Annotated in this window: 33 protein-coding genes; 26 read left to right on the top strand and 7 right to left on the bottom strand. The window is 35.0% G+C overall.

The annotated features are described in order from the left end of the window. Nucleotides 1-117 precede the first annotated feature (117 nt). The 5 genes from BTM29_RS11535 to BTM29_RS11515 form a co-directional block, all read right to left on the bottom strand. On the bottom strand, nt 118-1,302 hold the full coding sequence (locus BTM29_RS11535) for a site-specific integrase (protein ID WP_076618003.1): 1,185 nt from the start codon (nt 1,300-1,302) through the stop codon (nt 118-120). Between the two features lie 120 nt (nt 1,303-1,422). Then, the gene (locus BTM29_RS11530) at nt 1,423-1,950 is read right to left on the bottom strand and encodes a hypothetical protein (protein ID WP_076617999.1); all 528 of its coding nucleotides are present in this window, start codon (nt 1,948-1,950) and stop codon (nt 1,423-1,425) included. A gap of 80 nt (nt 1,951-2,030) precedes the next feature. Beyond that, complete coding sequence (locus BTM29_RS11525) at nt 2,031-2,516, bottom strand: hypothetical protein (RefSeq protein ID WP_076617995.1); 486 nt, start codon at nt 2,514-2,516, stop codon at nt 2,031-2,033. A 63-nt stretch (nt 2,517-2,579) separates the two neighbouring features. Continuing rightward, nucleotides 2,580-2,990, bottom strand: coding sequence for an ImmA/IrrE family metallo-endopeptidase (locus BTM29_RS11520; RefSeq protein WP_076617991.1), 411 nt, complete (start codon nt 2,988-2,990; stop codon nt 2,580-2,582). Beyond that, complete coding sequence (locus BTM29_RS11515; protein WP_076617988.1) at nt 2,980-3,306, bottom strand: helix-turn-helix domain-containing protein; 327 nt, start codon at nt 3,304-3,306, stop codon at nt 2,980-2,982. Before BTM29_RS11515 ends, BTM29_RS11520 begins: the two co-directional genes overlap by 11 nt. Nucleotides 3,307-3,565: 259 nt before the next feature. On the opposite strand from BTM29_RS11515, the gene BTM29_RS11510 reads away from it, so the two are divergent. Continuing rightward, entirely contained in the window at nt 3,566-3,769 is a 204-nt protein-coding gene (locus BTM29_RS11510) for a transcriptional regulator (RefSeq protein WP_076617984.1), read from the top strand. 13 nt (nt 3,770-3,782) lie between these two features. After that, nucleotides 3,783-4,565 (top strand): phage antirepressor, encoded by a 783-nt coding sequence (locus BTM29_RS11505; RefSeq protein WP_076617980.1) that lies wholly within the window; start codon nt 3,783-3,785, stop codon nt 4,563-4,565. Nucleotides 4,566-4,648: 83 nt separating this feature from the next. Here the strand turns inward: BTM29_RS11505 and BTM29_RS11500 are convergent, their stop codons facing one another. Beyond that, nucleotides 4,649-4,933, bottom strand: a complete 285-nt coding sequence (locus BTM29_RS11500; protein ID WP_076617975.1) for a hypothetical protein — start codon at nt 4,931-4,933, stop codon at nt 4,649-4,651. 60 nt (nt 4,934-4,993) lie between these two features. On the opposite strand from BTM29_RS11500, the gene BTM29_RS11495 reads away from it, so the two are divergent. The 18 genes from BTM29_RS11495 to BTM29_RS11420 all read left to right on the top strand — a co-directional run bounded on the left by BTM29_RS11495 (nt 4,994) and on the right by BTM29_RS11420 (nt 15,126). Beyond that, nucleotides 4,994-5,203 carry a MerR family transcriptional regulator gene (locus BTM29_RS11495; RefSeq protein ID WP_076617971.1) on the top strand — a complete coding sequence of 70 codons (210 nt, stop codon included), beginning with the start codon at nt 4,994-4,996 and terminating at the stop codon, nt 5,201-5,203. A 24-nt stretch (nt 5,204-5,227) separates the two neighbouring features. Then, on the top strand, nt 5,228-5,350 hold the full coding sequence (locus tag BTM29_RS13105) for a hypothetical protein (protein ID WP_257787691.1): 123 nt from the start codon (nt 5,228-5,230) through the stop codon (nt 5,348-5,350). A 108-nt stretch (nt 5,351-5,458) separates the two neighbouring features. Next, nucleotides 5,459-5,638 carry a hypothetical protein gene (locus BTM29_RS11490; RefSeq protein ID WP_076617968.1) on the top strand — a complete coding sequence of 60 codons (180 nt, stop codon included), beginning with the start codon at nt 5,459-5,461 and terminating at the stop codon, nt 5,636-5,638. Continuing rightward, nucleotides 5,622-6,101: a siphovirus Gp157 family protein gene (locus BTM29_RS11485; RefSeq protein WP_076617964.1), complete on the top strand. Its 480-nt coding sequence runs from the start codon at nt 5,622-5,624 to the stop codon at nt 6,099-6,101. The genes BTM29_RS11490 and BTM29_RS11485 overlap by 17 nt, the downstream gene beginning before the upstream one ends. Continuing rightward, on the top strand, nt 6,102-7,472 hold the full coding sequence (locus BTM29_RS11480) for a DEAD/DEAH box helicase (RefSeq protein ID WP_076617960.1): 1,371 nt from the start codon (nt 6,102-6,104) through the stop codon (nt 7,470-7,472). Beyond that, nucleotides 7,469-8,176, top strand: coding sequence for an AAA family ATPase (locus BTM29_RS11475; RefSeq protein WP_076617956.1), 708 nt, complete (start codon nt 7,469-7,471; stop codon nt 8,174-8,176). Before BTM29_RS11480 ends, BTM29_RS11475 begins: the two co-directional genes overlap by 4 nt. Further along, nucleotides 8,176-8,685, top strand: coding sequence for a hypothetical protein (locus BTM29_RS11470; protein WP_076617953.1), 510 nt, complete (start codon nt 8,176-8,178; stop codon nt 8,683-8,685). Before BTM29_RS11475 ends, BTM29_RS11470 begins: the two co-directional genes overlap by 1 nt. A gap of 11 nt (nt 8,686-8,696) precedes the next feature. Continuing rightward, complete coding sequence (locus tag BTM29_RS11465; protein WP_076617948.1) at nt 8,697-9,518, top strand: bifunctional DNA primase/polymerase; 822 nt, start codon at nt 8,697-8,699, stop codon at nt 9,516-9,518. Nucleotide 9,519: 1 nt separating this feature from the next. Then, a complete protein-coding gene (locus BTM29_RS11460) occupies nt 9,520-10,746 on the top strand; it encodes a virulence-associated E family protein (protein WP_076618955.1) in 1,227 nt (408 codons plus the stop codon). Between the two features lie 260 nt (nt 10,747-11,006). After that, on the top strand, nt 11,007-11,357 hold the full coding sequence (locus BTM29_RS11455; protein ID WP_225972206.1) for a VRR-NUC domain-containing protein: 351 nt from the start codon (nt 11,007-11,009) through the stop codon (nt 11,355-11,357). Nucleotides 11,358-11,371: 14 nt separating this feature from the next. Then, complete coding sequence (locus tag BTM29_RS11450) at nt 11,372-11,860, top strand: hypothetical protein (RefSeq protein ID WP_076617943.1); 489 nt, start codon at nt 11,372-11,374, stop codon at nt 11,858-11,860. After that, nucleotides 11,845-12,393, top strand: coding sequence for a hypothetical protein (locus BTM29_RS11445; RefSeq protein ID WP_076617938.1), 549 nt, complete (start codon nt 11,845-11,847; stop codon nt 12,391-12,393). The genes BTM29_RS11450 and BTM29_RS11445 overlap by 16 nt, the downstream gene beginning before the upstream one ends. A 237-nt stretch (nt 12,394-12,630) precedes the next feature. Continuing rightward, complete coding sequence (locus BTM29_RS11440; protein WP_076617934.1) at nt 12,631-12,849, top strand: hypothetical protein; 219 nt, start codon at nt 12,631-12,633, stop codon at nt 12,847-12,849. Beyond that, on the top strand, nt 12,846-13,973 hold the full coding sequence (locus tag BTM29_RS11435) for a DNA cytosine methyltransferase (protein WP_076614562.1): 1,128 nt from the start codon (nt 12,846-12,848) through the stop codon (nt 13,971-13,973). The genes BTM29_RS11440 and BTM29_RS11435 overlap by 4 nt, the downstream gene beginning before the upstream one ends. 13 nt (nt 13,974-13,986) lie before the next feature. Next, a complete protein-coding gene (locus BTM29_RS11430) occupies nt 13,987-14,277 on the top strand; it encodes a hypothetical protein (RefSeq protein WP_076617930.1) in 291 nt (96 codons plus the stop codon). 11 nt (nt 14,278-14,288) lie between these two features. After that, a complete protein-coding gene (locus tag BTM29_RS11425) occupies nt 14,289-14,522 on the top strand; it encodes a hypothetical protein (RefSeq protein ID WP_076617926.1) in 234 nt (77 codons plus the stop codon). A 36-nt stretch (nt 14,523-14,558) separates the two neighbouring features. Next, on the top strand, nt 14,559-14,720 hold the full coding sequence (locus BTM29_RS12840) for a hypothetical protein (RefSeq protein ID WP_157886453.1): 162 nt from the start codon (nt 14,559-14,561) through the stop codon (nt 14,718-14,720). Beyond that, nucleotides 14,659-15,126, top strand: coding sequence for a transcriptional regulator (locus tag BTM29_RS11420; protein ID WP_125673060.1), 468 nt, complete (start codon nt 14,659-14,661; stop codon nt 15,124-15,126). Before BTM29_RS12840 ends, BTM29_RS11420 begins: the two co-directional genes overlap by 62 nt. Nucleotides 15,127-15,294: 168 nt before the next feature. Here BTM29_RS11420 and BTM29_RS11415 read toward each other — a convergent pair whose 3' ends face one another. Next, complete coding sequence (locus BTM29_RS11415; RefSeq protein WP_076617918.1) at nt 15,295-15,600, bottom strand: hypothetical protein; 306 nt, start codon at nt 15,598-15,600, stop codon at nt 15,295-15,297. A gap of 76 nt (nt 15,601-15,676) precedes the next feature. Here BTM29_RS11415 and BTM29_RS11410 point away from each other — a divergent pair, with 76 nt between their 5' ends. From BTM29_RS11410 to BTM29_RS11385, 6 genes are all read left to right on the top strand, one after another. Continuing rightward, nucleotides 15,677-16,015 (top strand): HNH endonuclease signature motif containing protein, encoded by a 339-nt coding sequence (locus tag BTM29_RS11410; RefSeq protein ID WP_076617913.1) that lies wholly within the window; start codon nt 15,677-15,679, stop codon nt 16,013-16,015. Between the two features lie 198 nt (nt 16,016-16,213). Next, entirely contained in the window at nt 16,214-16,582 is a 369-nt protein-coding gene (locus BTM29_RS11405; RefSeq protein WP_076617909.1) for a P27 family phage terminase small subunit, read from the top strand. Then, nucleotides 16,575-18,269, top strand: coding sequence for a terminase large subunit (locus BTM29_RS11400; protein WP_076617906.1), 1,695 nt, complete (start codon nt 16,575-16,577; stop codon nt 18,267-18,269). Before BTM29_RS11405 ends, BTM29_RS11400 begins: the two co-directional genes overlap by 8 nt. A 19-nt stretch (nt 18,270-18,288) precedes the next feature. After that, nucleotides 18,289-19,488, top strand: a complete 1,200-nt coding sequence (locus BTM29_RS11395; RefSeq protein ID WP_076617902.1) for a phage portal protein — start codon at nt 18,289-18,291, stop codon at nt 19,486-19,488. Then, nucleotides 19,451-20,278, top strand: a complete 828-nt coding sequence (locus BTM29_RS11390) for a head maturation protease, ClpP-related (protein ID WP_076617897.1) — start codon at nt 19,451-19,453, stop codon at nt 20,276-20,278. The genes BTM29_RS11395 and BTM29_RS11390 overlap by 38 nt, the downstream gene beginning before the upstream one ends. After that, nucleotides 20,268-21,494 (top strand): phage major capsid protein, encoded by a 1,227-nt coding sequence (locus tag BTM29_RS11385; RefSeq protein WP_076617894.1) that lies wholly within the window; start codon nt 20,268-20,270, stop codon nt 21,492-21,494. The genes BTM29_RS11390 and BTM29_RS11385 overlap by 11 nt, the downstream gene beginning before the upstream one ends. The last annotated feature ends 3 nt before the right edge of the window (nt 21,495-21,497 follow it).

Genomic DNA, 21,497 nt, shown 5'->3' with positions numbered 1-21,497 from the left:
TTCTTATATGTTTCGATATGTTCTAATATCGTTGATATAAGGGCCTTTTCCTTTTTTAAAATGTCGATGCGTTTCGATATGGCTCATCAAAAATGAGCCACGAATGAGCCACGAAAATTAAAAGCCAACGTAACTTGTAAAACTATCAATAGTTTCTTTTGACGCTTTTTTAGTAACGTGTGCGTAAATGTTCATTATCACACTTATATCACTATCACCAACTTGTTCTTGAATTTGTTTCAAAGTTAACTTCTTTGACTCGATGGCGATGGTTACAAATGTGTGACGTAATCCGTGTGGTGTAATACGCTTTAACTTAGTCTTATTATCTTTGTTAGCATTGTAAGAACTAATTACCGTGTCTATCCACTTATTTGGCTTCATTAATGAAAGGGTATTGTTACTTTCGTTAGGAAATATCCATTGACTTCGCGAAGAAGTATTATATCCAAGGATAAGCATTTCTTTTCGCATTCGTATTATCCAATTATGTAGTAGGTCTGCTGTGTATTGATCTAAATACAATGTACGATAACCATTGATTGTTTTAGGTGTGCCTATCACTTGTTTGTTATCAATGTCCCTTGTAACGGTTTTATTTATTAGTAGTGTCTTCTCATCATAATCGAAGTCAGCAACCTGTAAAGCTAATATTTCGGCCTTTCGCGCACCTGTAAAAGCTATCAATCTAAATAGGGCGATAGCTTTTTCATTTCGATTGCCATAGTATTTAACAGTTTGTTCTAAAAATGTCTGCAGCTCTTCTTTATCCCAAAACTTTTCATCACCAGATTTGTGCATTTCCGGCTTATCTTTTGGCATAATGATTAGATCCATGGGGTTTTCATAGATAATACTCAAGCGTCTAGCCATTTTAAAAACTAAATTGGCATAGTTTTTTATCTTTTTATAATCAGCAAAATTTTCAGACCAATCGTTAACCACCTTTTGACACATAGGGATGGTTATTTTTTTTATCTTCTTTTTGCCGAAGATAGGTAAGATATGTATTCTGAAAATCCCTAAAACATGATTCAAAGTACTTTCTTTTACTGTCTTTTTGTACGATTCTATAAAATCATCGTAAACCTCTTTATAGGTTATATCCTTATTTTCGGTAAATCCATGGTTGTCAATATCTACGGTAGCTCTCGCAGACCACAATTTGGCTTCACGTTGAGTTTTAAAGCCACGTTTTTGTTTCCTTTGTGGCTTTCCGGTTAATGGATCATAACCAACGGTGTATTGAACGCGATAGAACGATTTTCCGTTTTTTAATTTGTATTTTGTAATAGAACTCATTTTAATTTCTCCTAATTTTTGCGTGGGAGCAGAATTAAGAGTATTAAACAGGCATCACCTTCTTTCAATTTTTGGTAAAAATAAATAAGCCTATGTAAGACTTAATTTATTTTGTGGAAATTATTTGAGCCATTTAAATTGTTTGAAATTTGACATTTTGGAACGTCCGACATAGTCACCATCACGATACAAGACAGTATAAAGTCCTTCTGTATAGGTTTCTTCTTTGACATTTTTATGATCTTCCATACCCTGAAGTGCAGTATTTTGAGCTTTGAGTGCAACATTATTTTTATCTGATTTTGATAAAGATGAAAACTCAGTAGTTACATGAACATTTACTCTTTTTTTACCAGACATTTTAATTTTTACAACATAATTTGCCCAATCAAATGCGTGATTAGGTGTTCCGTTTTGTGTTGGGTTACCATTCTCGTCTAATGTTCCATCAGCGAAGCCTTTGTCTTCTTTTATTGATTTGGCCATAGACTTATTGATTTTCTTATTTAATTTTTCCGTCTTAGTCTTAGATGCCTTAGCCTCCACGTTAATAGTAGAAGACGAAATAGATATAGTTATTAATGATATTAAGAAACACAGCGAGACGATAAGCCATGACTTCCTATGACGCTTTATACTGTTTTTCATAATTATTTCCCCCATATAATATATTTACTTAAATATATCAAATTTCTTAGTTGAATGACTGACTATAGATTTTTTGTAAGTTATTTGATAATTCTTCCATTCTTGTTATTAAGAGCAATCGTATTGTATTGCGAATCATCTATTTCATAATCAATAGTAATTGTATCGTGCCCTTTTAGCTCTGGAGAATAGTCATCTGCAATTTCTTTGATACCTTCTTTAAGCATATCAACGTCATTACCATTGGCATCAATTTTTTTAATCAATGCTTTATCAGTGATCAAGGCATGGACAACTTGATGTGGCTTAGTACTACCATCTTTCTTTGTAGCGGACTGATCATCATGTACTTCAGTTTCAACAGATACTTTTCCAACTTTACCATCTTTGTTTAATTCTTTTTCAACTTGCTTGGCAATTTTCTTGTTGTTAGCGGTTGGAATTTTATTTTTATCTACTGATTCCGTTTTAGTGGAACTAGAGTTTTTAGTACTAGAATTGTTTCCACAGGCTGTAGCTAAAGTCATCATTGAAAGTAATAGTATCCCCAATGCCATTTTCTTCATAATGTTTTTCCCTCTATAACATATATTCAGCTTTTAAAGTCAGTCAGTGTTTGGACATCATGATTAACTATAGTAAGTTTTAATTTCAGTAATGACAGTGTTTTCTAAATAAAGTGGTATGTTAAATGCCTCCATGAACCTTACTGCATTTGCATATGTGTATTCAATATTTTCGAAATATAATGGGACTAATAAGTGAATAGCAGTTTTATTTGCATGTCCTTCAATACCATTTTTAGCTGGTGAGAAATATAAACATGCTTTAAATCCATCACCATTTAATACATGTCCAATTTCATGCGCAAGCTGAAAAGGTATTTGATTTTGAATATGCCAATTGTTATTGATAACAATAATTTTAGTTTTGGTATCGACAGCAGCTGGGGTATATGGCGAAAACTTATCTTCCATAATTACTGATATATGATTATCAAATGCCAAATTCATTAACGATGACGTTATTTCATTTATCATTTCTACCACCTCGCAAAAGGCGCTTCATTAACTCTAGGTCTTCAGGTGGGATGGGGCGACCTTCAAAGGTCATAATTACATCGTCATCATCAATATCAACTTTTGTGGGTTTACTGGTTGTTGATGTCTCTCCAGTTAGGTATTCAACAGAAACATTCAGTGTTTTAGCAATTGCTTTCAAACTGTCATATTTAGGTTTAACCCCCTGATTATATCTATATATAGCATTTGAACTCATTCCAGATTTTTCTGCAACTTGTTTTAGACTAAACCCTTTTTCTTTTGACAAGTTTTTTATTCTTTCGAATGTTGTCATATTAGTTATTCTCCTAATAGACAAAAAAACTATATAATTTAATTACACAAAAATGTTTACAAATTACACAACTGTGTTATAGTTAATTCATCAAGTAATTAAGCAACACGAAATTAGAAAGGGTCACCCAATGACTTTGGCGAGTATATAGAGGACACCTTTGTATTGCTTATTTGGTATGACTTTATATTACACAATTGTGTGATATTAGTCAACAACTTGATGAATAAATTAATTAATAAATTAAGGAGGTGGAACTATGCCAGAACAACAATTTATGGAATATGCACATCAAATTGAAAGCTCTATTAAAACAAAGCTATTTGAAAGACATATGACACAACGAGAACTATCAGGGATTATTGATGAAAATCCAGTTCTTGTTAACAAAGCTATCAAAGGAGATACATCACCAAAATCTCAACGAATTCGTGAAAAAATTGGAAGAGTTCTAAATATATAGGAGGCAAGTAGTAATGAACAACATAACTAATTTTGATTTTAAAGGTAACAATGTACGAACAGTCGTAATTGATAATGAACCATATTTTGTGGGGAAAGATGTAGCGGATATTTTAGGATATTCAAATAGTAGAGATGTAATTAATAAACATGTTGATGATGAGGATAAGCTCATGTCGCAAATCGCGACGGCAGGTCAAAAAAGAAATCAGACAGTTATCAACGAGTCAGGATTATATAGCCTAATTCTTTCTAGCAAATTATCAACTGCTAAAGAATTCAAGCGTTGGGTAACCTCAGAGGTTTTACCAACTATTCGCAAGCACGGCGCATATCTAACCAATGATGCGATTGAACAGACATTAACTAATCCAGATTTCATCATTAAATTGGCTACACAATTGAAGTCAGAACGTGAGGGGAGATTAATAGCCGAGCAACAAGTTAATGAGCTGCAACCAAAGGCGACTTATTACGATCAAGTATTACAAAATCCTTCATTAGTAACTATTACGGTTATTGCTAAGGATTATGGAATGAGTGGACAAGAATTAAACAATTTACTTCGTGACTTGAAGATTCAGTTCAAGCAAGGCAAGACTTGGCTACTATATGCGAAGTATCAAACGACCGGCTGGACACACTCAAATACGACTATGGTCAAGCGTAAAGATGGAACAGAGAAAGCAGTACTAAATACTAAATGGACTCAAAAAGGACGCTTAGGATTATATGCATTGCTTAAGAAGCACGATATCTATCCGATGATTGAGAGATTATCCAATGTCGCAGGTTAAAGGGATGAATATAAGAAGAACAAAAAAAGTTATCTCATCCGACAATGAAATAACTTTCAAAAATATAAAAATAATAGGATCAACTATTTCTGGTCAAACATCGATTCACTTGCACCAAAATGTTCTGCAATTTGTTTGCAAACATCTAAGTAAAGTTCTTCATGCAATGAAGCCTTGAAATTATCTAAGAGCATTGAAGTTAAGTTGTCAGCATTTATTTCAACAATCTTATCAATCGTTTCTGATGCTGTTGGATTAACTAATTGATGGATTTTTTCACTGAACTTAAATTCCATTAGGGTTTTAGACATTGCAGCATTAAGAGCCTTTTGTGCATCAATATTGTTTTGAATTTGAATATTATCCATTATTTTCACCTCGAATATTATGGATTATCTATATTATATCAGCAAAGAAAGGTGGCATATATGACCGAAGTAGATTTTATAAAAGCATTAAAGAAAGAATTCAAAGAACAATATCCACACGAGTGGATGAATAAGAAACAAGCAGTTACCTATGTAGGTGTTGCTAACAGTACATTTGATTTGAAATTTGGGAATATACCATTTCATGAAATAAACGGAATAATCAGATACAACAAAACCGAAATCGATGAATTTATGAAGCAACATTAAAAAATAAGCCGTGGGGGCAGATTTATGAGAATTAATTTTGAGATGTTTTATTTTTACACAGTATTTATTTCGATAGCTGTATATATGTTAACCAAGCACCATGGAATCAAGGGAATAATTAAAGATTGCTTTGATTTTAATGAATAATTTTGATGATTGGCTACAGAATTAACCGTGGCCAGTTGATGAATCAGATGAATATGATACAGGTTCAGACGCTGAGCCTTGTGATATAGAAGAAGGGTGGTAATCACAATGAATTTAGACGATGTAATTGAAGCAGCTATCGAATATGGTAGGTCTCAAGCAATGTTAGATTTTATGCCTGACGAAAGCGGCTTAGATATTCAACGCTACTTAAATAAGTCAAGAGAACTTAGTAATGTTAAAAAAGCATATATGAATGGGGATGAATACAATGGCAACAATATATGAGTTGACCGGTAAGTACTTAGAATTAGTTGATCATGAAGAGGATTTAGACCCAACATTATTTCACGATACTTTGGATTCAATAACTGGTGCTACGGAAGATAAGGCAAATGGCTATGCGATGGTCGATTTAGAACTTTCAAAAGATGAAGAAGGTTTAAAAGATGAGGCGCAAAGGTTGCTTAAACGTGCCAAGAATATTAATACCAATAGAAAAGTATTAAGACAGTCACTTCAAGAGGCAATGGAGGCAATGGGGATGGACATTATCAAAACTGATAATTTTACGATTTCTATTAGGAAAAATCCTCCGTCAGTAAATATCAATGATGAAAGTAAAATACCTGCGTATCTAACTAAGGTCGTATACAGCGTTGATAAAAAAGAAGTTGGCAATAGATTAAAGAAAGGTGAAGACATTCCAGGCGCTGAATTATTGCGAAAACGGTCTTTGAGAATAAAATAATTGTTTGAATTAAGAGACTATCAACTAAAAACAATCAACAACATATACAAATCGTATGCTGATGGTCACCGGTCAATTATGGTTCAACAACCGCCAAGGACTGGCAAAACGGTGATAATGGCAGCCATTGCTAAGCGCGCAACAGACAAAGGCAACCGTATATTGTTCATGGTTCATCGAAAAGAGATTGTTGATCAAGTAATAAAGACGTTTAAGCAACAAGAAGTAGATATGAGTTTAGCCAAAATCGGCATGGTTCAAACATTGACCAGACATGTGGAAAATCTGGATAAGCCAGATATCATCTTCGTTGATGAAGCACACCATGCTCTTGCTAAATCGTATCGTAGGATACTTGATAATTTCCCAGATTCACTAAAATTATTGTTCACGGCCACACCATATCGGTTGAGTGGCAAAGGCTTCACGGATATAGCCGATGATTTGATTGTTGGCGATTCCATTAAACAATTGATAAAAGATGGATTCTTGGCGCCAATCGATTATTATGCACCGAACCAATTGGATATATCACAATTGAAAGTTAAGAGAAATGGTGAGTTTGATGAAGAGTCTGTTAAAGAAGCGTTCAAGCCAAAAGTTTATGGAAATGTAGTTAACACTTTCAGAAAGTTGGCTAAGAATAAGCAGGCAATTGCCTATACATACAACGTTTCTAGCTCAATTAAATTAGCAAAAGAGCTAAATGACAACGGATTTACAGCGAAATCAGTAAGCGGTAATACGCCTAAAGATGAGCGACAACGAATAATTGAAGAATATCGTGCCGGCAAAATTCAAGTGGTGACTAATGCAGAACTTTTCACTGAAGGATTGGACTTACCAAATGTTGATTGTGTCATAATGCTACGACCAACACAGTCACTATCACTATTCTTACAATTCTCAATGAGATGCATGAACCCACGCGATGGGAAGCGAGCTGTAATCATTGATCACGTCGGGAATGTTAACCGATTTGGTTTGCCAACGGAAAAACGTGATTGGAAGTTGGAAGGAAATGGCCAAAGGAATAATAGTAATGGTAATTCTGACGCCAAACCAATTTCTACTTGTCCCGAATGCTTTGCAATTTTCTATCGACGTGGTGACCAATGCCCGTATTGTGGCGCTAAACTCGGCGAGGAAAAACAGTTAGAAACTGTTGAAGATGTTGAGCTGCATAAAGTAAGAGAAGAGCATGTTAGAAGAGCTAAATTAATGATGCAATCCAAACTAATGGACAAAGTGTCAAGAAAAGACCCGCATGAATTAAAGAACATGAAAGAAATTAAAGCCTATGCAGAATTCAAAAATTATAAACCAGGTTGGGTTTACTTCTATGGAAAGAAAAGGAGATTTATTAAATGAATATATTACCGGAAAACAAGCCACACACACCAAATAGGACGCCACATAACTTCTTCATTTGGGGAAATACAATGAGCGGAAAGAGTTTCTTGGCCTCAAAATTTCCCGACTCAATTGTATTGAGTACAGATGACAATGAGTTAAATTCGGGAACACGTCCAACCATTCAACTTGTAAATAAGGTTGACGCAAAAGGAAACATAACAGATTCGGTTATTGATATTTTAGATAGGTATATTTTAGCGCTAAGAACTGAGCGCAACACATACAAGACGGTCGTAGTTGATGTAATTGAGGACGTTTGTACTTTAATTGAACAGGCAATTTGTAAAGAAAAAGGTGTCGCTTCCTTAGCCGATATTGGATATGGTGCAGGATTTTCATTATTCAATTCGATGTTACAAGAATTGGTCATGAACTTGAAATCTCTACCAATGAATGTTGTTTATATCAGTCGTGAGGAATCAAAGACAGTTGATAACGCTGTGGAGTCAGTTCCAGCGTTGAAACAAAAATACTACAACGTTGTTAATGGTAATTGTGATTTAGTCATTCATACACAACATGTTGGTAAGACATATTTTAGAAGTATCACTGATAAGCGACGTGAATATAAAGATTCAGAAATAACTGATCCACAAATTAAAAGGATTTTGGAAGCAATACCAGGAGCATTAATTAAAACTAAAGGAGAAAATAAATAATGGGATTAAGAGAAAGAGCTGCAGGAATTTCAAAAGGATTTGACGCTTCAAAAGATGATATTAATGGTTACGAAGGCTTACCCGATGGTGAATACAGAGTGTTTGTGTCAAACGTACAACACTCAGATTATGACCAATTAAGTATTAAAGCAACTGTAGTTGAAGGCGAGAATGATGGCCGTATTGAATTCTTAAATTTAGGTTTAGACGAAGTTACTAGTTCAGGTAAGAAGATTCCCGATTTTGTAATCGATAGAAATATTAAAACAATTATGAAATTAGGCTTAGTTCTAGGAATCGCAATAACTGACGATGCGTGGGATGACATGAATTTACTTGTTGAGGAGTTTAAACCGGCTGTTGGTAAGCAATTCATCATGCATCTTGAGAATCGTGAAAATAAAAAAAATCCAGCATATCCATATAAACAATATGAGTTTGAAAAGTATGTTGAAGATCCAAATGAATCAAATGGCATAGAAATTTCAGATGACGACGTTCCATTTTAGGATGATGTCCTGTGCAAAATTTAGTGAACTATGCAGCGAAATATGCTGAAAAGGGTTTATCAGTATTACCAATGCTTAACAAGCGACCACTTATTGAATTCGCAGATTCGAAACCGATGAAATCAGATGAAGTTAGAAGAGTTTGGAAACAATTTCCGTTTGCCCAAATCGCTGTAAGAACAATTGACCTATTTGTAATTGATATTGATACAAAAGAAGCTCATGGCCACGATGGTTTTAAGTCTATTGATGAGTATGAACATAAGGACTTGTTAATACCAACGCTTGAACAAGAAACGTCATCAGGTGGACGTCAGTTGATTTATTTTAAACGCAAAGATATGTCAATGTCTCAACATATTGCATGGTTGCCTGGTGTCGATGTCAAAGCGCATAACAATAACTATTTTATGATTGCACCCAGTGAAGTAAAGGGTAAAAAGTATAAGTGGTTAAATCATAATCCGATTGTTACACCATCAAAAGAATTAATTGAGCTGATTAATAAGAAAGAATACAAGTCAACTAACTCATATATTCCAGGTCAAACTTATACAACAGATAAAACGGCTACATCAAATTTATTTGAACAAATCGTAAATGGATTTGGTGAAACGGGTGGTAGAAATAGCGCTCTGACAAGTTTTGTTGGAGGATTGTTGTTTAGAAATGTGGAAGTATCGACTGCTTATGAATTGGCCAAACAAGCGAATGAAAATACACCTAAGTCGTTGCCACCTAAAGAATTTGAAAATACTTTCAATTCAATGTTGGAAAAGGAAATGAAGAGGAGAAAGGAGATAGAAGAGATTGGAAAACACCTTAAAAAATAATATGGATAAATTTTCAAAAATGCAGCATGAAAATAAAATTGTAGAATTGCCGATACAATTTGAGTTAAATGAAAAAGGCAGTATCAAAGCAAATAGTTTAAAAAATATCGGGTTAATTTTAGAACACGACAAGTTACTAAGAAATATATTTGCTTTTAATGATTTCACTCATGAAATTGGTGTGACCAAAGATGTACCAGAATTGAATATCGACAAAGGCCAAATGATTGATGATTACGATGCAGCAGTTCTCAGATATGTGGAAGATACCTACCACATTATGTTTAATAGAAATCTGCTTGAAATGGCAGTAATAAATGACGCCCGCAAGCGCCGTTATAATCCGGTCGTTGAATATTTTGACGCTGTATACACGGCGTGGGATGGCAAACACCGTATAGATAACTTCTTACCTGAATACTTAGGAGTTGATAAGTCACCTATCACCACATTAATCACTAAAATATTCTTCACTGGTGCAGTAGCCAAAGCATATGAACCTGAAACTAAGTTCGATTTCGTTCTAGATTTGGTAGGAGGCCAAGGAGCTGGTAAAACAATATTCCTTAAAAAAATGGGAATGGCTTGGTACACTGATCAGTTTTCAGATTTCAAAGATAAAGATAACTTTTCTATTATGTTAAGAAATTTAATCGTTAATGATGATGAAATGACCGCTACCAATAATAGCAGCTTCGAAAGTTTAAAAAAATTCGTATCAGCTCAAGAGTTAGAGTTCCGCCCACCATATGGTAAGAATTCAATTAGATATGATAAAAACTTCGTAATGGCCAGAACCACAAATGAAATGACCTACTTAAAAGATAGAACGGGCGAACGTCGATTCTTACCAGTCAAAGTTAGCAGCGACAAACAAATTAAGTCACCATTTGATGACTTAAATGAAAAAGAAGTTGGATTGATGTGGGGAGAATTCGTTAGTTATTATCAAAATAATTTTGAATTTGGACTAACTAAGGATCAAGAAAAGTCATTGGCAAAATATCGTGAAGATTTCATGTATATAGATGAAGTAGAAACAGAAGTAGAAGAGTTCTTAGAACAATGGCCAAAAGATTTCGTTAGCAGTAAGAATATTGGAAAATATTTAGGTGAAGATAACTTAGTTAAAAATCGGAGATTGTCAAAAAAAATCAAATATATTATGGATAACAAAGTTGGTTGGACATATACAAACAATCCAAAAAGAGGATACAAGAAAGATTAGACACTATTCAGACACTAAAAGACACTAAAAAATGTCTTAGTGTCTAGCGGGTATTCTTAGAGCTTCAAGGCTTTAAAGAATATAAAGACACTAAATACACTAAATATATATATAGTTTATATATTTATATATTACTAGTAATAGTAGAGGGGAAAGAAAATTTAGTGTCTAGTGTATAAAATGGGGTAAATCCGTTGAGAGAGTAAGAAAAGTTAGTGTATTAGTTAGTGTCTTTTAGTGTCTATTTCATACACTAGAAGGTGAAAAAAATAATTCATAAATCAGAACACGCAATCCAAAATGAGATTCAAGTAGCAATAAGTAAAGACCATTGTCGGATTTTTAGAGCGAATGTTGGAACGGTATCGCTTCCAAATGGTGGTTACTTTAAAACAGGTTTGCCACCAGGGTACCCAGATTTGCATGGTTATAAACAAAGTAATGGAAAGATGTTTTATATCGAGGTTAAAAATGCTACCGGTAGACCCCGAGAAGACCAAATAAAATTCCACAAAAAATTGATGGCTGATCATATCATTCATGGAATCGCACGCAGTCCGGAAGATGCCTTAAAAATAATCAACGATGAGTTGGTTGGATATGGATATTAAGGAGGTTAATTAATATGAATAATATCGTTGAATTAGTTCAAAAAGTTGAAGCAAGATATGGAAGTGTCACCAAAGCTCCAGATGACAACGCTCAATTAATGATTACTAGGGATTATTGGAGAAAGCACGCTGACCCATACGCGAGTTTTGAAAGAATTGACCATAAGAATGATATTCCGAAAATTCAAAATATGTTAGATAGTGGATATCCTAAGCAATATATTGCTGATGAAATGTTTACAAGCGTTAGAACGTTACAAAATCTTGAACTAAGTGGCAAAGTATCAGATAAAAAATGGAAAAAGAACAAATTGAAATTGGTTCATAACAAAGTATTTGTTTTGTATCATTACGGAAGTTTTTATGCTAAAGGAACTGTTGAAGAAATTGCCAAAGAGAAGAATTTAAAAATAAACACAGTTTATCAATTGTGTCATTCACCAAAGTTAAAATTTTGGGACAGACAAGAAATTGGAGATAAATCGGAATGGAAGAAAATATGAGAATGATTAAAGGCTGGACAGAAGATGCAAAAGAAGAATTAAAAATGTTGAAATCAGTTGAACGTAGTGTTTCTGAAATATTAGAAATGATACAGATCAGTAGTTTTTATACTGAAGACCTAAAAGGAATGCTTGATAAAAAAATGTATGACACGGGTCGTAGCAGGGATGAAATAGGGAAAGTTGCAACAGATTTTATACTAGATATCAGTCAATTTTTATCAGGTACTGCCAAATTTGAAGAGCGGCTTTATTATATTCAAATAATTCCAAATGATGCAGAATGCTATGTTAATCGATATATTCAAGATGACTCACTTATTATAAGTGGGAAGGTAGAAATAATGGATAAGTATAAAACTAAATTTACAATGGATGAAATTAAAGCAATTGACCCAAGGTATGTACCTTTCGCGATTAAAGTTGGAACGATCAATGAAATTGCTAATTACTTAGGATTTCAGAAAAAGACTGTTAATAATTACCTACGTCGATACTCTGCTGTCGGATACAACTTGAGGAAATGTGAATGAAAAAAATATGTGAAATATTTGAAATTAGCAGTGGAAAGTTAGCGCATGACATCAAAAGAGGAATTTTTAGCGATGTGAAGTGGAAAAACGGCGGGAACGATTTCATATATCAATACCAACCAAGCCAAAATATATGAGTGGAAGCCTGAATTTAAAGAAGCAAAACGACATCTAACTGCTGGTGAAAAGAATGACATTATTTGGAAAATCATTACACCATTTTAGGAGACATTAAGTATGACAGATGATAATTTAGCAGTCTATCAAATGCGAGAAAATAGATATAAGAATAAAGAAATAGCAGCTGCTATGCATAAAGAGCTTTTTTATATAGAAGACATAATACGTCAGAACAACAGGATCGGTAAAAAATTATATAGAGAAGATGATGAGTGGCAGACGTTGAATGCTAGAAGGAATAAACACAGGAATGAGTTGTTGGAGGCAAAAAAATGAAGTTTTTAGACTTATTCGCCGGAATCGGTGGTTTCAGACTAGGACTTGAACAAGCAGGACACACTTGTGTTGGATTCGTTGAAATAGACAAATTTGCTAGAAGAAGTTATGAAGCAATTTTTGATACAGAAGGAGAATATACAGAACATGACATTAACTGCAGTAACACAAAAGAATTACCCGAAGCAGACATCTGGTGTTTCGGCTTCCCCTGTCAAGATATTTCTGTCGCAGGAAAACAAAAAGGTTTTGAAGGAAATCGCTCCTCGTTATTCTTTGCCGTTACAAGAAAACTTCATGAACTCGAAGACAAAAAGAAACCTTCCTATTTACTCATTGAAAATGTTAAAAACTTACTTTCAATTAATTCAGGATGGGACTTTGCAAGCCTCCAAATTGAGTTGGACTCACTCGGGTATGACATCGAGTGGGACATTCTTAACTCAAAAGAAGTCGTGCCTCAAAACAGGGAAAGAGTATTCATTATCGGACATTTTAGAGGACGATGTACCAGAAAAGTATTTCCTATCGAAAGAAAAGGTGAACCAATTGATAGCCCAAAACAAAAAATAATTCGCGTGTTTGACGGGCGCAACACTGGCACTTATGGAAGCCAAGACGTTGTTTCACCAGATGGCATTGCCGGAACACTAAATACTATGGGTGGCGGTAACCGTGAACCTAAAATTGCTATCCGTGAAGCAACTAAACAGGGCTACGCCGAAGCAGTGGTGGGTGATTCAGTTAACTTTACACAGCCAAATAGCAAAACGAGACGCGGTCGCGTTGGAAGTCAAAGAGCTAACACATTGCAAACTGGATTAAATCAAGGTGTGGTTGTTCCAGTATTAACGCCTGATAGGATTGTTAAGCGTCAAAACGGTAGAAGATTTAAAGAAAATGAAGATCCTATGTTTACGTTAAATACACAGGATAGACACGGTATTTATGATGGTATGAGTATTCGCAAACTTACACCTCGCGAATGTTGGCGACTTCAAGGATTCCCAGACTGGGCATTTGATCGAGCAGAGAAAGTAAATAGTAATTCACAACTTTATAAACAGGCTGGTAATTCTGTGACAGTCCCAGTTATTTATGAAATTGCTAAAAGAATGAATTAGGAGGACTAATTAAATGGACAACGTAAGAATTTTAAGGGGATATAGCAAGGATGAACAAAAAGAATTAGAAAAAATTTATGTATACAAAATTATTTTAGATTTTGATGGGAAGACAGTTTCAATTGACAATGTGATTGATATGAAAATAACCGATGATTATATGATTTTTTGCAAAAAAAATAATTCGATTGAACGATATCGAAAAGATTTAATCAAGTCACTTCGTCAAAACGTTATTGGAAGATATTACGGAGAAAAAATAAATTATGTGTATATGGATAACCAGAGAAATATATGTATTTAAGGAGATAAATAATGACTAAAGAAGAAATCAACAAACTAAAAGAATTTAGCAAATCATTTCATAAAATAATGAAATTAATTAGAGAAAATGATGAAGTAGAAGAAGCATTAGCATTTAAGCTGCTTGATGATTATGATGGTGAGGATATTGATGTTCACATGGACTTTGTTTTTGATTTAGTGAATAAATTAGATGATGTAGTGAATAATTTGGATCAAGATAATCAACCGAAAGATACTGAATAATTAATAAAATATTGAGATATTTAAGGGGGATAAATAATGACATCAAAAAATAATGAATCGCCAGTGTTTGAGCTGCTCGATGAGTACGAAGGCGGGGATATTTATTCTTACCTAGACCTTATTTTAGACGTAATGAATAAATCAACTGAAAGTAACTGGACCGCTAAGGAGGGTAATAATCATCAGACGAGACATTAAACTTAGAATTGAAACCATTTTAAAAGATTATCCTGACATGGATAATTACATTAAGAAACGTAAGGAAGAAATAATGGTGCCACATCGAGAAATTGATGAGAATGTAGGTGGTGGGAAGTCATCTAAAATATCGAAACCACAAGAAACAATGATGGTTACCTTAGATGCTGACAGAAGACTTAACATGCTGGAACGTGAGAAGAAAGCAGTTGAAAAGTGCTTCTTCGAATCGAATTTCGAAACTCAGATGATTATCAAAGAGTTGTATTTCAAAAAGTATCGTACATATACATTGGAAGGACTTAACTATAATCATGTTGTTAGTCTTTCAGTGAGAACAATCAAGAGATTGAAAAGTGAATTCTTAAATAATCTTGCAAATGAGTTAGAAATATATGAGCCTTAAAATAATTGGCACGATGTTGGCACGATTGAGCCTTTCAAAAATTATATTATAGTACCATAGCGTTCCGCTATGAGAGATTGAAAGTTAGGAAGACTGATACTTTAAGTATTGGTCTTTTTATTTTATAAAAAAACAGCCACCAAATGATAAGCAGCTGTTGTTGAATTATTAGAAATCTGTGTGTAAGTGATAACTTAACCCAATTTTTAAATCTGAAGCAATGCTTTTAACATTGCCTTTAGTTATTCTTCCACCAGCAGATTGAGCTACTTCTTGGCTAATTGATTCAAGAAGATAGTTGTCTGTTTGCTTTGCAAACTCATGTTCATTTCTCATCTCTTCACGTAAGGAACGAAATACTTCAATTGAATTGGCTGGGTCTGCAATGCAAGTATCCAGCCTATGTGTCCAATCGATAGTCCTATTCTTTATCTCTTCCTTATCAGTGGGGTCATTTAGTATTGACTGCTTCATTTTATATCCTCCTATTAATATCTACATAGTATCATAGTACATATCATTTAATTATAAGCAAAGGTGGTGACTATACATGGCCAAGTCGTGGGCTAAATGGTTCTATTCAAGTAAGAAGTGGCACAAGTGCAGAGCTTCATACATTCAATCAGTTGGTGGATTGTGTGAACGTTGTTTAGCCAATGGTGAGTATAAACCTGGATGGATAGTACATCACAAGACTTATCTAAATACTGATAACATACATGATCCTGACATCACGTTGAACTTCGACAACCTAGAATACTTATGTCAAGACTGTCATAACAAAGAACATCATCGTAATGATACAACTACTAGACAAGGATTAATATTTGATGATGAAGGTAACTTGGTTGATGTTAATGAAGAAGACAAACAAAACTATTTTAATTAAATAAAATATATTCGTACTAACTATTTATTATTTCATCACAAAAAAATATTTTTTTAAAATTTAAAATTATTTTTTAGAAAATTTTTATTTTTTTCAGTCCCCCCCTTAAATCGCTGTAACCGTTGGGGGGGTTAGGCACCGATGATGAACATTGCTGTAACACGCAGCTTAAATCTTACATGAGGGGGGTTACATAATATGAGTGTTAAAACAGAGAACACAAGAATTAATAAGGAAAAAAAGTCACTTAAAGAAGCCTTTGTTGAAATACCTGATAAAAAGCGAGATATAGCTGACAAACTAATTGAAAGACTGGCATTTATGACTATCACCCTCCAAAACTTGGAAGATGATGTTAAAGAAAACGGCGCTACTTACATGATGGAAAATGGAAAACAAAAGATGCTAGTCGAGAATCCAGCACAAAAGTCTTACAACACTATGATTAATAGGTTCACTGCCACTTATGATAAGTTGATTGGTTTACTTCCAAAAGACGTGCCAATGCCTGCTAAAACCGATGATGACGCCAATTTTAAACAGTTTCTAGGTGAAAGAAATGATTAAATATCCAGATGATTATGATCCAATCTTAGAATACTGGAACACATTTAAACAGAATGGCGGTAAGAACGTCGTTAGTCAGAAGATATATCTGACGTACAAACATCTGGTGTGGAAGTTAAAGCACGATGAACAAGACTTCTACTACTCCAACTTTCGTGGTAATCACGTTATTGAGTTTATTGAGAATTATTGCAGACATTCTAAAGGCAAGATGGGTGGCAAGAAAATTGTACTTGAGCTTTGGGAAAAAGCTATGTTAGCCGCCATCTTCGGTTTCATTGATTCTAACGGCAATAGACAATATCAACGTGCAACATTAATTATTGGAAAGAAAAACGGCAAGTCCTTGTTAGGGTCTGCCGTTTCTTTGTATCTACAAGTTGCTGATGGTGAACCCGGACCAGAAGTTTATGCGGTTGCTACCAAGAAAGACCAAGCCAAAATTATCTGGAATGAAGCCAAGTCGATGGTTAGAAAGTCGCCTGATTTAAGAAAAATTATCAAGCCTAAGATTGCTGAACTTGATTCAGTCAACTTTAATGACGGCGTTTTTAAACCACTTTCGGCCGATTCTGATACCTTGGATGGTTTGAACGTTCACGGTGTTTTAATGGACGAAATTCACCAATGGAAGAATGGAGAAGCTCTTTATAACATCATGGCTGATGGTATCACTGCTCGTGAAGAGCCATTAATATTTATTACTTCTACTGCTGGTACGGTTAGAGAAGATATTTACGACCAGATTTATGACGAGGGTGTTCAAACCGTTAATGGTTATGAGCAAGATGACGGGTATAAAGATTACCGATCAATATTCTTTATTTACGAGTTAGACAACCGCAATGAATGGACGGTTCCAGCTATGTGGAAGAAAGCTAACCCCGGCTTAGGAACGATTAAGAATAAAACCACCTTAGCTGAAAAGGTTGAGCGTGCTAAACATAATCATTCGCTGATTAAAAACCTTGTTTGCAAGGAATTTAATATTCGTGAAACTTCTACAGAAGCATGGCTAAACTTTGAAGATTTGAATAATGAAAAGACGTTCGATATTTCAGAATTGAAGCCAAGGTACGGAATTGGTGGAATTGATTTATCTGCTACTACTGATTTAACTTGTGCAACGGCTATTTTTCAGGTTCCTAATGATCCACACATTTATGTTAAGCAAATGTATTGGATTCCAGAGAACAGTTTTGAAAGACACATTGTAGAAGACAAGATTCCTTATGATAAATGGAAAGATAGGGGACTTATCAGATTGTCCCAAGGCAACAAGGTCAACTATCACGAGATAACAGAGTGGTTCAAGGACTTGCAAGATAAAGATGACATCTACTTATACAAGATTGGCTATGATTCTTGGTCTGCTGCTTATCTGATTGATGAACTTAACAATGAGTTTGGTCGTGGTGTCACAGAGCCTGTAATACAGGGTAAGAAGACTTTATCAAGTCCGATGCAGTCAATGGGTGCTGACTTGAAATCTAAATTAATTGTTTATAACAATAATCCAATTTTGAAATGGTGTTTGTCCAACACATCTGTGGACATTGATAAAAATAACAACATTCAACCTGCTAAGGGTAAGTCTAAAACTAAACGTATCGATGGTGTTGCTTCATTATTAGACGCTTATACGATTCGTGATGAATATTTGGACGACTATAACAGTGTCATTTAAAAAGAAAGGAAGTGATTAATTGGGATTATTTAGTAATTTATTTTCGCCACAAGAAAAGCCAAAAGTTAGCAGTAACTACAAGATGGTCGTTCAAAATGGGAACGGCTTTTTTAATTGGAATGGGAATTTGTACCAATCAGATATTATTCGTTCAATTGTGAGAACAAAAGCGCAAGCAGTTGGTAAAGCCGTTGCTAAGCATATCAGAGGTGACAATGTGAACCCTGATTTATATATGAAAATGCTACTTAAACAGCCAAATCCATTAATGTCAGGTCAAATGTTTCAAGAAAAAATGACTGCCATGTTGGAGCTTAATAATAATGCTTTCGCAGTGATCACTCGTGACACAAACGGGTTTCCAACTGGAATTTATCCACTCAGCTCTGCTACTTCGTTTGATGGGATTATTGATGCTCAGGGGAATGTTTATGTTCACTTCTTTTTAACAGAGGGTAGGGACATGACATTTAAATATACCGACTTGATTCATTTGCGAAAAGATTATGCCAACAATGAAATATTTGGGTCACCACTTGGCGACACACTCACATCGTTGATGAATGTTGTGGAAGTATCCAACCAAGGAATTATCCAAGCAGTCAAGAGTTCCAATGCTATTCGTTGGTTACTTGTTTATAACAGCTCGTTACGACCAGAGGACTTGAAAGACAATGCTAAACAGTTCGCAGATAACTATTTGAAGACTGAATCAGACACGTTTGGTGTTGCTGCCGTTGATTCTAAGGCAGATGCGAAGCAAGTTCAGATTAATCCGTATGTGCCTGGGAAAGACCAGATGGAAGCCGTGACAGATAGGATATACAGCCTATTTAATATTAACAAAGCTATTATCCAAGCAAGTTACAACGAAAATCAATGGATATCATTCTATGAATCTCAGATTGAGCCTATTCTGATTCAATTATCAGACCAGTTCACATCTAAGTTGTTCAATACACATCAACAAGCGTTTGATAACCACATTGAACTTGAATCTAGTTCAATGACCTATGCTTCAATGCAGACCAAGCTTGCATTAGCTGGTTTTGTTGATCGTGGAATTTTAAGCCCAAATGAAGTTAGAGACTACTTTAATCTTCCACCACGCGATGGCGGCGATGAGTACATTCTTCGCAAGGATACTGGCAAAGAAAAGGATATGAAGGGAGGTGTAAATAATGACGATCAAAGTAACGGGGTCAATAGTTCCGAATAATTATGGCGTTATGTATGACTTCTTGGGACTTGATTATACAAGTCCTAGAAAAGTACAAGATTCATTAAATGATGCTAATGGTGAAGATGTTGATGTGGTTATCAACTCAGGCGGTGGCGATGTGTTTTCTGGTTCAGAAATCTATTCATCACTAAAGGAATACAGCGGCTCAGTCAATGTGAAAATTTATGGTTTAGCTGCTTCTGCTGCTTCTGTAATCGCAATGGCAGGGGACAAGGTATCCATGAGTCCAACAGCTCAATTGATGATTCACAACGTTAAATCAGGTCAACAAGGCGATTACCGAGACATGGACCATATGTCAGATGTGCTTAAGAACAACAATTCAGCATTGGCAAATGCTTATACTGCTAAAACAAATATGAATAAAGACGATATTTTAAACCTCATGAACGATGAAACTTGGCTCACTGCCGATGAAGCAGTGGATAAGGGATTCGCTGATGAGGTTTTGTTTTTGCAAGATAAACAGCCAGTTTTAACTAACAGCTTAGAGCCAATGTTTTCAGATGAGGCTTTGAATAAGTTTTTGAATCTTGTCAATAAGGCTTCTAAAGCTGATAAGGACAAAGAAAAGGAAGACGAACCAAACAAGGATAAACCTGATAAGGATAAATCCACTGAGGAAAAGCCCGATTCTGATAAAGAATATGAACCAGACAAAACTAAGAAGTCTGATCCAGACAAAGATAAGAAAAAAGAAAAAACCAACTCACTCAAAAGTGAATTGGAACTAATGAAAATGCGAGGACATTTATATGAATATTAATGAATTCCGTGAAAAATATAACGGACTAATCAACGAAGCACAAACAGCGCTAACCGCTGGAGATACTGAGAAAGCCGAAAAATTAAAGAACGAAGCTCAAGCACTTGAAACCAAGTTCAATGATGAAGCAACAACACAAGCTAACAAGAATGCTAAAGCTGGCGTCGTAACACTACCTGACTTGAAGGATGTGAGTCAACCAGTCAACGGGACAGTAGTCAATTCAATCACTGATAAGACTGCCACATACGAAAATGCTTGGGCAAAACATTTACTAGGCAAAGAAATGAGTGCCGAAGAAACAAGCATTTATGAAAATACTAACCGTAAGTTTTTGAACGATGCCTCATTCACTCACACAACAATTAACACACCTACATTAATTCCTGACACTGTTGTAGCAGGCATTTGGAAGCGTGCTGAAGAACAGTATCCATTGTGGGGAGACATTAAAGGCTTCTCAGTCAAGGGAACATTGACGTTCAATAAGCACAAAGAAATTGAATCAGGTGATGCCGCTTGGTATGACGAAGCTACACCAACAGCTGATGAAAAGAATACATTCGTTCAACTACGTTTGGACGGCAAGGAATTATCTAAGTCAGTAACAGTTTCATGGAAGATGAAGACAATGGCAATTCCTGAATTTGTCACATTCCTTGAACAAGAATTAGCTGAAAGAATTGGTGTTGCACTCGGTTTGGCAGCATACAACGGTAATGGTGTTGATCAACCAACTGGTATCAAGACAGCATTAAATGCTGATGACGAAGGCAAGAAACAAATTCTTAACTATACTGGTCAAATCAAATATGCTGACATGACCTCACTAATTTCAACACTACACTCAAGCTATACAAACGGTGCTTGCTTCTATGCAACTAATGGAACTGTTTGGAATCAACTTGCAAATATCGTTGACGGTAATGGGCGTCCCTACTTTATTCCAGACACAACATCTGGTGGAGTTGGACGCCTATTTGGTTACGTTGTAAAAGCTGATGCTGGTGTTGACGAAGGCGACTTGTTATTTGGTAACGTCACATCAGGTGTTGTAAAGAATCAAAATGCACCACTATCAATTACTACTGAAACACATGCAAAAGCTCGTGAAGACGACTACGTAGCCTACACGGTAGTGGATGCCAATGTATTAGATAAGAAAGCATTAGCTATCTTAACTCCAAAAGTGGCCGCTACTACTCCTGCTAAATAGAGG

Source organism: Companilactobacillus allii, assembly GCF_001971585.1.
In the GTDB taxonomy this organism is placed as follows: Bacteria; Bacillota; Bacilli; order Lactobacillales; family Lactobacillaceae; genus Companilactobacillus; species Companilactobacillus allii.
The sequence above is the reverse complement of the archived record's forward strand: the minus strand, read 5'-3'. Positions and strand labels throughout refer to the sequence as shown.